Here is a 12945-nt window from a genome sequence, read left to right as displayed (position 1 = left end):
ATGACCGCGCTCACCAACGACCGCAACACGCCGCAAACCAACGGCTTCCATCATCTGGCGCGTGAACTGGCGCCCGCGACGACGGTCTACGCCGGGTCGCTGGTTGGTCAGACGTCGGGCGGGCTGGCCGTTCCGGCGGCGGCGCAGACGTCCATCACCATGCTGGGCTGCGCGCGGCATCGCGCCTCGACCGAATTGGCGGGCTTGCCGACCAGCGTCGCCATCGACCGTGGCGTGTTCCGTTTCGCCAACAGCGGCGGCGGCGACGCCATCGCGCTGGGCGACTATGGAAAGATCGCCTACGCCGTCGATGACCAGACGGTGGCCAAGACCGACGGTGGCGGGGTCCGACCCGCCGCTGGCGTCATCCGCAACGTGGACGCGCTCGGCGTCTGGATCGAGCTGTAAAGGAGCCGCCTCCCATGGACCTTACCCGTCCGAACCTTCAAGCCCTGTTCACCGGCTTCCAAACCGCCTTTCAAAGCGGTTTTAGCGCCACGGTTGGCGCTGACGCTTGGCGCACCGTTGCCATGGTGGTGAATTCGACGGGCGCAGCGGAAGACTATGGTTGGATGAAGGATTTGCCCGGCATCCGCGAGTGGATTGGGCCGCGCGTCATCCATTCTCTGGACACCGCCGATTACACGATCAAAAACAAGCCTTGGGAATTGACCGTTGGCGTTGATCGTTACAAAATTGAAGACGATAAGTATGGCATTTATATGCCGGTTATCAAGGAGATCGGGCAATCAAGCGCCCGCTTCCCCAACAAGTTGGTTTTCCAATTGTTGAAAGATGGGTTCTCAACCCGTTGCTGGGATGGTCAATATTTTTTCGACACCGACCATCCTGTCATCAACGAGGACGGCAGCATGGGGTCCGTCAGCAATATGCAAGCGGGCAGCGGAGCGCCCTGGTTCTTGATGGATCTGTCCCGCGCCCTCAGACCCATCGTCTTCCAGTCCCGCAAGAACTTCGACTTCACGCGTATGGACGCGCCCACGGATGAGGTGGTGTTCGACCGTAACGCCTACCGCTATGGCACGGACGGGCGTTGCAACGTCGGTTACGGCTTCTGGCAGTTGGCCTTTGGGTCAAAAGCGCCGCTCGACAAGGACAGCTACCAGGAAGCCCGCGCCGCCATGGGGCTGTTCAAGCGGGATTATGGCGACCCTCTCGAAACGAGCGGCACCCATCTGGTCTGCGGCCCCAGCAACGAAGCGCGTGGCTTGGCCATTCTTAAGGCGACGAACGCCGAGTTCGCTCAAACCAACGTTTGGGCAGGCACAGCCCAACTCGTCGTCGTGCCGTGGCTCGGTTGAAGGAACGCTCAAGAATGGACAAGGATCTCATCATCGTCGCGCGCCCGGCGGACGGCTTCCGCCGTTGCGGCGTTCATCACCCGGCGGTCCAGACCCATCATCTGGCCGGAACCTTCACCGAAGAGGAGTTGGAGGCGCTGATGGGGGAACCGCAACTCATTGTGATCGCGGTTGACCCGGTCCCCGCCCCGTCCGCCGAGCCGGAGGGCAAAAACGCGAAACCGGCCAAACCCGCCGCCAGTTAAGCCCCGCTGACGTGGGGCGGCGCGCCGCCCAACGTCAGACCATCCAGCGCAAGGCACGACGACCATGCCCTATGTGACCCGCGCCGATCTGACGGCCCGTTACACCGAAGCCCGGTTGCGTGAGTTGACCGACCGGACATCGCCCTACGCCGCCGCCATCGTTGACGCGGTGCTTGACCAAGCCATCGCCTCAGCCGACGGCGTGATCGACGGTTATCTGTCGGGCCGCTACAGCCTGCCCTTGGCCGTGGTCCCGTCATTGTTGACGGACATTGCCGCGCGGTTGGTCTTGGCCGCCCTGCACATCGACGCCGCGCCGGAAAAAATCATGCGCGATCAGCAGGACGCCATGCGCTGTTTGCGCGACATCGCGTCCGGCGCCGTCACCCTCGACGTTGGCGGCGCGCCGGTTCCGGCTGCCGCGCCGGTTGGGATCGTCGTGACGGCGTCACCGGCGCTCTATGGTCGCGACAACCTCAAGGCTTGGTGATGACCACCGCGACCGGCGCATCCCTGCGCATCGACGACGCCGACTTGCGCCGCATGCTGGACGGGCTTGAGGCTGCGGGCCGCAACCTGACGGGCTTGATGGAGCAACTCGCCGCGCAGGTCGAACAGGATGTCGCCGAACGTTTCGAGACACAAACCGACCCCGACGGCCACCCTTGGCCACCGTCCTTCCGGGCGTTGGCGGAACATGGCGAGACCCTGACCGACACGGCGCGCCTGCGCCAGTCGATCAGCAGCCGGGTCGATCCGACCGGCTTTGCGGTTGGCACCAACATGGTCTACGCCGCCATTCATCAATTCGGCGGCGCCATCCATCAGCCGGATCGGCAACAGACGCTGTACTGGCATCACCGGGGCGACACGACGAATGCCGATTGGCAGTCAAGCCGGACCTTTGCCGATTGGCGCTTCGCCAAGAAGGGAAAGGCCAATTACAGCGAAACCCACACCGTCAAGGCGCACGACGTCGCCATGCCCGCCCGCCCGTATCTTGGCCAATCCGAACGCGGCATGGCCGTGTTGGCCGAGATCGCCAGAGACTGGTTGGCGGACGCGGCGGGCATTGGGGGGACGGCATGACCTTCACGCCGATTGATCTGGCCGTCCGGGTGCAAGAACGTCTGCGCGACCATGTGCCCGAACTGATCGACGTCAAGGGCGACGTCGATTTCGCCAAGCTGGTGGCGGAACGCCGCCTGCCGACGCGGCTGCCTGCCGCCTTCGTTGTGGCAACCGGCCTGAACGCCCAATTCCAGCGACGGGTGGGGGCGGTCAGCCATGACGTCACGCAAGGCGTGTCGGTGGTGTTGGTGCAGGCGCACGCTGGTGACGCCTCGGGCGAAAAGGCCCGCGCGGCGGTCTGGCCGCTTGAACTGTCCGTCATCACCGCGCTGGCCGGGTGGTCGCCCGCAGCGGGTTACGCCGCCTTCGGCTTGACCGAAAGCCGCTTGCAAGGGCTTGGGGCGGCTGGAGCGACGGGCGCGGTCGCCAGCACAATCAGCTTCGTCACCGAATGGAAACTGCACAGCAGGGAACTCTCATGAGCCGCCAAGACACCATCACCCACGATCAGGCCATTGGGCCGGTTGCCGACCATCCGGCCCCCGCGCCGCCGCCTGTCCTGGCCGTCAACGAAGCCGAACCGCAAGGCCCGGTCGGCGACGATGACGCCCCGCCGCCCGTCCGTTCCAAACGCCGCCCGGTCGAGGAGTAAGCCGCCGTGACGACCCTGCCCAGCTATCCGGTCCATTGGGACCACAAGACTGTTCTCGCCGCCCTTGAAAGCGTCTTGGGCGAGGGCGCCGCGTCCCTGACCGGCGCGGACGCTGTCCGTTTGTGGGACGTCAACTGGACGCCGATGGAAGCGGACGTGAAGGAGCTGCCCTATGCGAAGCCCTTCAATGGCGCGAACGCGTCGATCCTTCTGAACCAGCGCTCCAAGCTGTCGGCCAAAGTGGCGTTGGTTGGCGCTGGAACCGCCGCAGCGCCTTGCTGGGACCGCTTCCTGCGCGCCGCCGGGGCGACCCGCGCGCAGGTTGTGGCGACGCCCGCCGCCACCATCGCCGACACGGCGGTGAAGGTCAGCGGCGCGGGCGCTTTCACGTACGCGCGCGCCTCCGCCTATGGTGGGGTCCATCCGGCCACGGCGACCCTGACCTGCACGACGGGCGGCGACAGCGGGGTGGCGGCCTTCACCGTGTCGGCCCCCGCCTTGGGTTCCGACGCAGCTTATTCGCAGACGGGCGTTGTGATGACCACGGCGGCCCCCTTCGCGTTGCCGGGCGGCGCGACCATCACGCCCGGCGCAATTGGCACGCCCTTTGTCGCCGGTGATGTGTTCACCATCGCCTTGATCCCGGCGGGTTGCACCTACACCCCGTCGAGCAACCGCGCCGGTCACAAAAGCCTGGAGGTGGTTCTTACATTGCCGGACCCTGAGGATGACACCAAGGTTCAGCGCTGGCGGATGTTGGGCGGGCGCTGTTCGATCAAGGGCAGCGGCACGGCTGACGACTACCCCTATTTCGAGATCGAGATCACCGCCGATTACGCGGCCCCGGCTTTGGTCGCGGCGGTTGAGCCGGACTTCACGGCTTGGCCTGATCCGCTGGTGGTCGGAACCGGCAACACGCCGCTGGCCCGCCTGTTCGGCCATGACGTGGTGCTGGAAAGCTTCGGTTGGGACGCTGGCAATACGGTCGAATATGCCTCGCGCGTCAATCGAAAGGGCGCGCGCATCAACGACGCGAAAGCCAGCTTCACCGCCAAGATCGAAGCGCCCAGCATGGCGTCGGTCGATTTCTTCGCGCTTTGCACCAGCCGGTCCTTTGGCGAGTTCCTGATCCAGCATGGTCCGACCGCCGGTTCCGCCGTCGTGATCCACACCAACCGCTGGCAGCTTGACGCGCCAAAACCGGGCGAAAGCAAGAAAGACTTCATGTTCGATTTGTCCGGCAAGGCTGTTCCGATCAGCGAGGGCGGGGATTGGTCGATCTTCGCCTCCACCGCCACCGCGTAACCGCTTCCAACTGTTAAGGAGCAACCATGGCAACCCCTGTTTTTATCCTTGATACCGATCACACGGTGACGTCGCCGGTCCACATTGAACAACCATCGTCTGTCCGACCGACTGGCGGCGTCTCCAAGCAGACCTTTGTTCGCCGCACGGCCTATGTGACGTTTCGTGTGCCCGCCGACGACGAGCTTGACGAGGTCTTTGACGAGGTTCAGCGCTTCAATGACAATCTGATGAAACAGATCGCCGCCGCTGAAGCGGAGCTTGCGCAGGCGGCCAGCGAGGAAGAGCGGCAAGGGTTGGAGCAGCGCCTGCGTGAATTGCGGCGCAGCGTCCGTTTGGGACAAGTCGAGCAGTTGAAGAGTTTCATCGTCGGCTTTCCCGATGGCCACGGCTTTGCGGAAAGCGACGGCAGTCCGTGCGTTTACTCAAAAGAGGTTATCGGTCGCCTGTGCCGATATCGACCTGTCCACAAAGCCTTGTGGGAAGCCTTTTTGTTGGTGGTGAACGGAGACCAGAAAAAGGGAAACTGATCGCCGCCGTTCGGCGCTGGGCTGGCGGCGACACCCCTTCCCAGCCGGGCCGGTTGTCCCCGCGACCGACGGCGGCGGATTGGGCGGAGTTGACGGGCGCGGCTGCGCCTGACGAAGAGCCAGACAGGAAAATCAACGCCTCAGAGCCGGACGTCGTCCGGGTTTGGTCCAGCGTGTGGCCCATTTTTGATCTGTTTGTGGCTTGCGAACGATGCTGGCGGTATCCACCGATGGGCGGTCCCGCCATTGGTTTGGATTGGGCGCAGGTCCGGCCACTGGCCGACGGGCTGGGCGTTGCCTGGGACCGTCAAACCATCCAGTTGATGCGGGCGGCGGAGGACGAAGCGGCGAAGATTTACATCGCCGATTGGAAACGGAAGAACCCGATCAAGGCCAGTCGCTGAGCCGTTTCCCTCCCGGCGTTACCCCGTAGAAAAGACCACGCGCGACGACCGACAATGGCCGTCGCGCGTTTCGTTTTTCAGGGGTTTCCATGGCGGGCATGAAGGTCGCGTTTCAGTTCGTCGCCGACGCCGTTGGGCTGATCGGCGGCGTGCGCGTGGCCCGCGAGGAACTCGACAAGCTTGGCGCGACCGCTGCGACCACAGGGGCCAACCTGCGACAAACCTCCAACAAGGATGGGGTGGCGGGATTGGACGCGCAGCGTCAGGCGGCAACTGGTACGGCGCAGGCGCTCAACCGCCTTGGCGACGCCGCCAACGACAGCGGCGCGGCTCTGCGCAAGGTGGCGACGGGCGACGAGGCGGCGGGATTGTCGGCGCAAGGCAAGGCCGCGAACGGTCTCGCCAACGATCTTGGGCTTGTCAGCGCCCGCACCGCCGCACTGTCGGTGGCGCATGGGGCCGGCGCCGCCGCCGCGCGCGCCCAGAGCGACGCCTTGCGCAGCTATGGCCGACAGGCATCGACCGCGAACGACAACACGCTGACCTTGTCCAGCGCCATAGGCGCGCTGAAAAGCGGTTTCAGCCTGTTGGGCGGCCTGTTGGGCGTCGAAGCGTTGCGCCATTTTGCGGGCGAAGCGCTGGAAACGCGCAAAGGGCTGGAACTGCTTGACGTCCGGCTGAAATCGTTGATCGGCACATCAGGTGACTACGCCGAGACCCAAAACTTTCTGGCCACGTCGGCAGATCGGCTGAGCGTCGATCAAAAGACGTTGACCAACACCTACGCGCAACTGCTCGACCTGAAAAAGGCCGATTTGGTCACGACCGGCCAAGCCCGCACGTTGTTGGAGGGCTTCGTCAACATCCAGAAGGCCACCGGGGCCAGCACTGACGAGTTGAAGCTGTCGATGGTCGGCATGGCGCAGGGCTTCAGCGCCGGGGTGTTGCACGCCGAAGAGTTGGCGCAGGTGACGGAGCCGTTGCCCGGCCTCATGCAGGCCCTGGATCGCGCTGCCGGAACCACGTCCGGCGGGTTCCGCCGCATGGTGAATGACGGCAAGGTGACGTCGTCAATGTTTCGCGACGTCCTCATCAAGGCCATGCAGGACTATGCGGGGGCGGCGGAAAAGGCCGCCAACACCATCGACGCGGCGGAAACACGCCGTCGAAACGCGCAAGCACGGCTGCTGAACGAGGCGGGGCGCCAGATCGCTCCGCATTATGTCGCCGCAAACGACAAGGCGACCAGCGTGTTGGATTGGGGAACCAGCTTCCTGCAAGACAACTCGCGGCAAAACGACTTCAACAAGTTGGTCCGTCTTTATAAAGATCGGAGCGCGGCCAACTATCAACTTGAGAATGCGAGCGGGGCGGCGGAAACGGCGCGTTGGACGGAAAAGCTTGAACGGCTGAACGCGCTGATCCTTGAGACGGAACGAAGCCTCACGCAACTCGGCGGAGCGACGGAAGACACCCGGCGCGGCATGGCCGAACTGTGGAAGGAAGCCGACAGCGGCGTCAAAATCACCGGCGACCAGATTGCCGCGTTCACAGAGGCGGCCAAAGCGGCGGGCTACAGCTACGAAAAAGGGAAGCTGTTGACATCCGCGCAGTCTGAACTTGGACAAGCGGTCTCTGCCGTCAACGCCTTGTTGGGAAAATCGCCCGACGCGCTCAAAGCCATGGGATTGGACGCCACCTCGCTGACACAAGTGCTGGATCAGCTCCGTGAAAAGCTGGATCCGGTGACGGCGGCCATCGTCCAACTCAAGCGTGAAGCTGAAACTCTGTCGGTCGGCCCCAAATACCGCGACCTGTACCAGACCCTTGACAAAGCCGAACAGGACAAAGGCAAGCCGCTGACCGCCGATGAAAGCGCGGACCTGACGGCGGGATGGCGCAGCAAAAAGACAGCGGAGGCGAACGACCAAATCCGAGCGTTGGGCGAACAGGTTAAGGCGGAGCGCGACTATCAGCAGGCGGTGGCCAGCGGGAACGTGGTGCAGATCGCCCGCGCCGAGGCCAAGAAGAAGGTGGCTGACGCCGTCGCCAACGGCTTTCCGGCGGCGCAAAAGGACAAGTTGCTGGAGCAGGAAACCGCCTTGGCGCTGGAGCGTGTCTCCGGGGCGGCGGGGGCGGCGGCCACTGATCTTGGCGCGGCCACCACAGCCACCATGCGGTTGGCGCAGGCGGCGGGCGCGGGGGAGGCGGCGCAGCGGGCGGCCACCTACGCGAACAAGGAGGCCGAGGCGACCCTGAAGGGCGGCATCGCCCTGTCGGCGGTGCGGGCCGCCAACGCGCAGGACGAAGCCGCCGCCATTCTGACGCTCCGCAACGAGACGGTGCGCGGCCTCGCCTTGGAAACCGCCAACACCAACGCCCTGACCTCCGCCATGGCGGCGGGCGGCGAAGCGGTGCGGGTCGCGCAAGAGAACGAATACAAGCTTGGCTTGATCCGCAAGCTTGGGACCGACGCGACGGTGGCCGGGACGGCGGCGCAAAAGGCGCTGAACGACGCGATGGACGCCTACCGCGCCAACCGCGCGGCCAACGACAACAGCGCGCTGGAGAAAGAGCGCCAAGCGGCCAACGACAATCTGGCGCTCGCCCAGCGCGAGTTGGCGTTGATGGGCGAGGCTGAGGGTGTGCGGTCGCGCGCGCTGGAGACCCTGCGCAACCAGCAAGAGGCCGCGCGCAAGGTCGTCGAATTGGGCGAAGAGGGCGCGCGGCAGTGGTTGGCGTGGCAAGAGCAGATCGCCGACACGCGCGCGCTGATCGACTTTCAGAAGGAGGTGAAGCAGACATCCAAGAGCATCGGCGACGATCTGGCCGCCAAGATGTTCGACAAAGGTGGCTCCATCCTCGACTGGTGGCGCAACCTTTTGAAGCGAATGGCGATTGAGATCGCCAGCACGCAATTCATCATGCCCATCGTCCAACAGGTGGTCGGCGCGGTCCCGCAGCTTTTCGGCATCCAGGCGCCCGCCAACGCCAGCGGCGGGCAGGCGGCGGCGGGCGGCGGCTTGACCAGCACGCTGACCAACACGGCGCTGTCCAAAGGGCTTGGCTGGGCGGTGGACAAGGCGGTTCCCGGCGGCCTGATGGGCGGCCTGGACGCCTGGGGCTATTCGACGCTGGGCGTCGGGACGGCGAGCTATGGCGCGCCGCTGGTTGGCGCGAACGGGATGCTGACGGGTGGCGGCGCGACCAGCCTTGCGACGCCCACCGGCATCACCGGGGGCCTGTCGGGCTATCTTGGCGCGGCGAGCGCGGGCGCGTTCGGCGGGATGCTGGGCGGGATGATCGGGACGGCTGCCAACAGCAAGGCCATCGGCGGGTTGTCCGGCGCGGCGCTGGGGGCTGGCTCCGCCTATCTCGCGTCGGCGTTGGGCTGGGGCGCGCTGGGTGGGCCGGTCGGTCTCGCCATCGGCGCGGTCGTTGGCGGCATACTGGGTCTGCTTGGCACCGCCAAAAAATCGGTGGGGCCGAACTCCGCCGCCAACGTCAAATTCACCGGCGGCGTCGCCGGGTTGGGCGACGCGGCGGCGGACAACGGCGGCGACGTGACCAAGAGCAGCAGCGCCGCGACCGCCGCCGCCGCCCTGGTCAACGGCATCGTCACCGCCGCCGGGACGTCGCTGCCCAAGTCGGTCAGCGGCCCCGTTGGGGGAATTGAGTTTTTTGAGTCCAGCAACAAGTGGATCTCGCTGGTCAGCAACGTCCGCAAAGAGTTTGGGTCCGCCGAAGAGGCCGTCACCGATTTCGGCAAGCGGTTGATCGGCGTTTTCCAAGGCGACGGCACGCTGACCGGCGTCAACGCCGACGTCGCCACCGCCCTGAGAAACAGCAAAGCGACCAGCCCGGACAAGCTGTTGGAAGACGTCAACTTCGCCAGCGGCTTCCGCGCGACCTTCGACCAGATGCGCGGCGCGCTCAACCCGCTCGACAACGACATCAAGACTTGGACGGACAGCAGCAAGGCGCTGGGCGAGCAGATCAAGACCAACATCCTGGATTGGCGCGACAAGGCGGCGGGGTTGGGGCTGGCGACCGACAGCGAGCTGAAGCCCGCGTTGACGTCGGCGCTGAACGCGATGATGGGGCTTGGCCCGGCGGTGGAGCCTTTGCGCGGCATGGCCGCCGTCACCAAGCAGGCCGAGATCAATTTTGAAGCGTTCCGCCCGGCGCTGCTGTCGCTTGGGCTGTCCGCCGATCAGGTGTCGGGAAAGCTGACGGCCTATGTGGCCGCGCAGAAGGCCGCCGCCGAGGCGCAGATCGCCGAGGTGGAGCGCGTCGGCGGGTTGAGCCTGCGCGGCGCGTTGGACCCGTCGGCCCGGCTGTCCGTGACCGACGCGCTGAAAAACCTGTCGTTGGACCCGAACACTTTGACGCCGCTGCGGCTGGCGTTGGAGGCGCTGGATGGCGCGGCGCGTCAGGGCGCGGCGGCCACGGGGCAGGTGACGACGGCGCAGGCGGCGCTGGGGGCGGCGCTTCGCGCGGGCTTGGTGACGGGCGACCAGTATCAACAGCTCATCGCCGCCATCGCGTCCAGTTGGACCAGTTCCGCCGAGACGGCCAAGGCGCTGCTGTCCGGTCGGTCGGCCATTGAGACGGCCATCAACCCGTCCTGGCAGGCCAGCCCCGACGACGCCCTGCGTCTGGCCGGGCTGGACCCGGCGCGGGTGGGTGGATTTGCGGCGAGCTGGTCGGCGCTGTCGGCGGCGTTGACGGCTGGGGCGGCGTCGGCGGACGGGCTGCGGTCGGCGCACGACGATCTGGTGGCGGCCTACCGCGCCGGGACGATCAGCGTGGCCGAGTATCAGGCGGGCGTCGGCCTGCTGACCAGCGGTTGGGACCGCCAGCGGCAAGCCGCCGCCGACGCCGCGACGGCGGCCAACGCGCAAGCTGCCGCCGCTGACGCGCAAATCAGCGCGCAGCGCGCGATTGCCGACGGCTGGACCCGCATCCGTGAGCAGGCGCTCGCCGCCGTCACGTCGTTGCGGCTGGACGCCAACCTGTCAACGCTTGGGGCCAAAGCCCGCCTTGATCTGGCCGAAAGCGAAATGTCTGCGGCTTACAACCGCGTCCTGAACGCGGCCAACGACAACGACCGCGACAAAGCGGCCAGCGATTTCAATTCGCTCTGGCGGCCCTATTTGGAGCAGTCCCGCGCCTATTACGCCGACCAGCCCGAATATCAGGCGCGTCAGGACCGCGTGCTGGCGATGCAGACCACCCTGGCGTCGCGGGCAGGCGAGCAGGTGGACGCCGCCGGGCGGGCGCTGTCGGTGGCCGAGGCTCAACGCGACTATTTGGCGAGCATCGACGCGCGTCTTGCCAACGGCTCGACCGGCGGCGGTTCGGGGGCGACGACCACCAGCGCCGCCGGGAGCTTCGCCACCAGCGCCTCGGGCAATTGGAAGCTGGTCCAGCATGCTGACGGCAATTGGAGCGCTGAGAAGTACGCGACCGGCGCGGCGGCGCTGGGCCAGGGCGTCTACCATCGCCCGACGAAGTTCCGCGAATTGGCCGAGGACGGACCGGAAGGGATCTTGCCGCTGGCCAACGTTGGCGGGCGGCTGGGCGTCCACGCGGTGCTCTCATCCGGCAGTGACGCCCCGCCAGTTGACATGACGCCGGTGGTGGTCGCGGTCGGCGGGACATCGGGCGCGGTGCTGGAGATCGGCGCGATGATCGCCGCGCGGCTCGACACGATGATCGGCCAAAATGCGGCCATCCTGCGGGAATTGACCGAAAGCCGCCGGATCAATCGGGATTTGGTGACGGTCCTGGAACGGAGGGGCGGATGACCGATGAAATCGCCTGGATCGCAGAGCTGGATTACCGGCGACCGTCTGGGGTGGTGGAGACGCTGCATCTGTCCCACGGAGCGGTGCGTCCTATGCCTTCGGACTGCCCAGACAGGCCGAACCAGAAATACAGAAATCGTCTGACTGAGGTGCCGAGCTATCAGACCCGCGCGCTAGGCGATCCGTCACGGTTAGGCGGCTCAATTGGCGTCGGCAACTTGACCGCGTCGAACGGCGACAGCGCGCTCTCGTATTTGCGCGGCTGTCGGCCTGTGGCGGCGCGGTTGTGGCGCGGCGTGTCGGGCCGACCCTTGGCTGACTGGACGCCCGTGACCTCCGGCGGCGCGGGAGGTTGGCGTTGGGAAATCGGCGGCGAACAAGTTGGGCGACTGGGGGTGCCGTTGCTCGACGCACGCGGCGATTTGGAGGATTTGATCCAGGAGGCGACCTATGTCGGCTCCAACAGCGGCGCGACGGGCTATGAAGGCGAGGCGGGCGGCATCAAGGGGCAGGCCAAGCCTTTGGCGCTGGGCGATCTGACCGACGCACAAGTTCCGGGAATTTGGGTCAATCAGGTGGCGCGGGTCGTGCAACTTCACGATGGGGCTGGAGCGGGCGCTCTGGCCGCCGTCACGACGATCTGGGACCGAGGCGGCGCGGCTGGGTTGACGCTGTCGGCTGACAGCACGGGCACGGTTTTTGACGCTGCAACCCCCTCGTCAACGCAATACGCCACGGATTTGACGCGCGGCTATGTGCGCGTCGGCGGGACGCTGGGGGCGCAGCCGACGTTCGGTTTGCGCGGCGCGGCGGCGGCGGGCGACACCGCGCCGTCGATCCTGCGCTGGTTGCTGACCCGGCGGGGGCATGGCGCGCGGATCGGGGCCAGCCTCGCGGCCTGGACGACGACGGCAAAGGTCGGGGTGTGGTTGGGTCAGCCCAGCAGCTACCGCGAGGCGTGGGACGCGGTGGCCGCGTCGGCGGCGGTGTGGGTGTTGCCCGATGCCGCTGGTATGTGGCAGGTCGGCGCGCTCGCCGCTCCGGTTGGCGCGCCCGTTTTGGCGCTGTCTGAACGCAAAATTAAAGAGCTGTCGGAGGCCGACGCCACCATCGCCCGGCCCGTTTGGAAAGTCACGGTGCGCTGGGGTCGCATCTACAAAACCTTCGCGCGGTCTGACTTGGCGGGCGCGCTGGTCGGCACTGCCGCTGAAGGTCGGCTCGCCGAAGAATGGCGCTCCGCCGAAGTCAAGGACATCGCCGTCAAGGCGCTCTGGGGCGACCAAGCGCGCGAGATCAAGATCGACACCGCGCTGCGGTCGGAGGCCGACGCGTTGGCGCTTGCCAACCAACTGTTGGTGCTCTTTGGGCTGCGCCCCGATGGCTCGCCCCGCCAGCTCCTGCGCGTGGCCGTCGAGATGACCGACGCGGTTCTGGCGTTGGGTCACGGCCAGGAAGTCGCCCTGTCTTACCCACCGGAAGGTATCACCGGCTCTTGGGTGGTCTGGGGCAAGCGCCCCGCCGCGCCAGCGGAACACCTGATCGAATTGGAGTTGTTCGGATGAGCGGGCAAGATCGTAGCGCGCTCTGCCGCATCCTGGACCGCAAT

General features: G+C 66.2%; 12 protein-coding genes. All 12 read left to right on the top strand.

All coding sequences use genetic code 11. The features are described from left to right. The 12 genes from ACODS4_RS23225 (at position 1) to ACODS4_RS23170 (ending at position 12901) form a co-directional block, all read left to right on the top strand. Positions 1–408, top strand: a complete 408-nt coding sequence (locus tag ACODS4_RS23225; protein ID WP_488868036.1) for a hypothetical protein — start codon at positions 1–3, stop codon at positions 406–408. 14 nt (positions 409–422) lie between these two features. Beyond that, the gene (locus tag ACODS4_RS23220; RefSeq protein ID WP_488868034.1) at positions 423–1322 is read left to right on the top strand and encodes a Mu-like prophage major head subunit gpT family protein; all 900 of its coding nucleotides are present in this window, start codon (positions 423–425) and stop codon (positions 1320–1322) included. Between the two features lie 14 nt (positions 1323–1336). Further along, positions 1337–1567 carry an HI1506-related protein gene (locus tag ACODS4_RS23215; protein WP_488868032.1) on the top strand — a complete coding sequence of 77 codons (231 nt, stop codon included), beginning with the start codon at positions 1337–1339 and terminating at the stop codon, positions 1565–1567. Between the two features lie 64 nt (positions 1568–1631). Next, the gene (locus tag ACODS4_RS23210) at positions 1632–2057 is read left to right on the top strand and encodes a gp436 family protein (protein ID WP_488868030.1); all 426 of its coding nucleotides are present in this window, start codon (positions 1632–1634) and stop codon (positions 2055–2057) included. Beyond that, positions 2057–2656: a phage virion morphogenesis protein gene (locus ACODS4_RS23205; RefSeq protein ID WP_488868028.1), complete on the top strand. Its 600-nt coding sequence runs from the start codon at positions 2057–2059 to the stop codon at positions 2654–2656. Before ACODS4_RS23210 ends, ACODS4_RS23205 begins: the two co-directional genes overlap by 1 nt. Continuing rightward, positions 2653–3120 (top strand): phage tail terminator protein, encoded by a 468-nt coding sequence (locus ACODS4_RS23200; protein ID WP_488868026.1) that lies wholly within the window; start codon positions 2653–2655, stop codon positions 3118–3120. The genes ACODS4_RS23205 and ACODS4_RS23200 overlap by 4 nt, the downstream gene beginning before the upstream one ends. After that, the gene (locus tag ACODS4_RS23195) at positions 3117–3290 is read left to right on the top strand and encodes a hypothetical protein (RefSeq protein WP_488868024.1); all 174 of its coding nucleotides are present in this window, start codon (positions 3117–3119) and stop codon (positions 3288–3290) included. Before ACODS4_RS23200 ends, ACODS4_RS23195 begins: the two co-directional genes overlap by 4 nt. Before the next feature lie 6 nt (positions 3291–3296). Beyond that, positions 3297–4595: a hypothetical protein gene (locus tag ACODS4_RS23190; RefSeq protein ID WP_488868022.1), complete on the top strand. Its 1299-nt coding sequence runs from the start codon at positions 3297–3299 to the stop codon at positions 4593–4595. Positions 4596–4621: 26 nt separating this feature from the next. Beyond that, positions 4622–5125, top strand: coding sequence for a hypothetical protein (locus ACODS4_RS23185; protein ID WP_488868020.1), 504 nt, complete (start codon positions 4622–4624; stop codon positions 5123–5125). 230 nt (positions 5126–5355) lie between these two features. Next, positions 5356–5529 (top strand): hypothetical protein, encoded by a 174-nt coding sequence (locus ACODS4_RS23180; protein ID WP_488868018.1) that lies wholly within the window; start codon positions 5356–5358, stop codon positions 5527–5529. 89 nt (positions 5530–5618) lie between these two features. Then, positions 5619–11339, top strand: a complete 5721-nt coding sequence (locus ACODS4_RS23175; RefSeq protein WP_488868016.1) for a tape measure protein — start codon at positions 5619–5621, stop codon at positions 11337–11339. Beyond that, entirely contained in the window at positions 11336–12901 is a 1566-nt protein-coding gene (locus ACODS4_RS23170; RefSeq protein WP_488868014.1) for a hypothetical protein, read from the top strand. The genes ACODS4_RS23175 and ACODS4_RS23170 overlap by 4 nt, the downstream gene beginning before the upstream one ends. Positions 12902–12945: the final 44 nt, after the last annotated feature.

The sequence above is a fragment of the Azospirillum sp. FG154 genome (assembly GCF_057809575.1).
This window is presented reverse-complemented; position numbering and strand designations above follow the sequence as displayed.

Coding starts and splice junctions, on each gene's coding strand:
- ACODS4_RS23225 (WP_488868036.1), top strand. CDS start 1: ATGACCGCGCTCACCAACGACCGCAACACGCCGCAAACCAACGGCTTC.
- ACODS4_RS23220 (WP_488868034.1), top strand. CDS start 423: ATGGACCTTACCCGTCCGAACCTTCAAGCCCTGTTCACCGGCTTCCAA.
- ACODS4_RS23215 (WP_488868032.1), top strand. CDS start 1,337: ATGGACAAGGATCTCATCATCGTCGCGCGCCCGGCGGACGGCTTCCGC.
- ACODS4_RS23210 (WP_488868030.1), top strand. CDS start 1,632: ATGCCCTATGTGACCCGCGCCGATCTGACGGCCCGTTACACCGAAGCC.
- ACODS4_RS23205 (WP_488868028.1), top strand. CDS start 2,057: ATGACCACCGCGACCGGCGCATCCCTGCGCATCGACGACGCCGACTTG.
- ACODS4_RS23200 (WP_488868026.1), top strand. CDS start 2,653: ATGACCTTCACGCCGATTGATCTGGCCGTCCGGGTGCAAGAACGTCTG.
- ACODS4_RS23195 (WP_488868024.1), top strand. CDS start 3,117: ATGAGCCGCCAAGACACCATCACCCACGATCAGGCCATTGGGCCGGTT.
- ACODS4_RS23185 (WP_488868020.1), top strand. CDS start 4,622: ATGGCAACCCCTGTTTTTATCCTTGATACCGATCACACGGTGACGTCG.
- ACODS4_RS23180 (WP_488868018.1), top strand. CDS start 5,356: ATGGGCGGTCCCGCCATTGGTTTGGATTGGGCGCAGGTCCGGCCACTG.
- ACODS4_RS23175 (WP_488868016.1), top strand. CDS start 5,619: ATGGCGGGCATGAAGGTCGCGTTTCAGTTCGTCGCCGACGCCGTTGGG.
- ACODS4_RS23170 (WP_488868014.1), top strand. CDS start 11,336: ATGACCGATGAAATCGCCTGGATCGCAGAGCTGGATTACCGGCGACCG.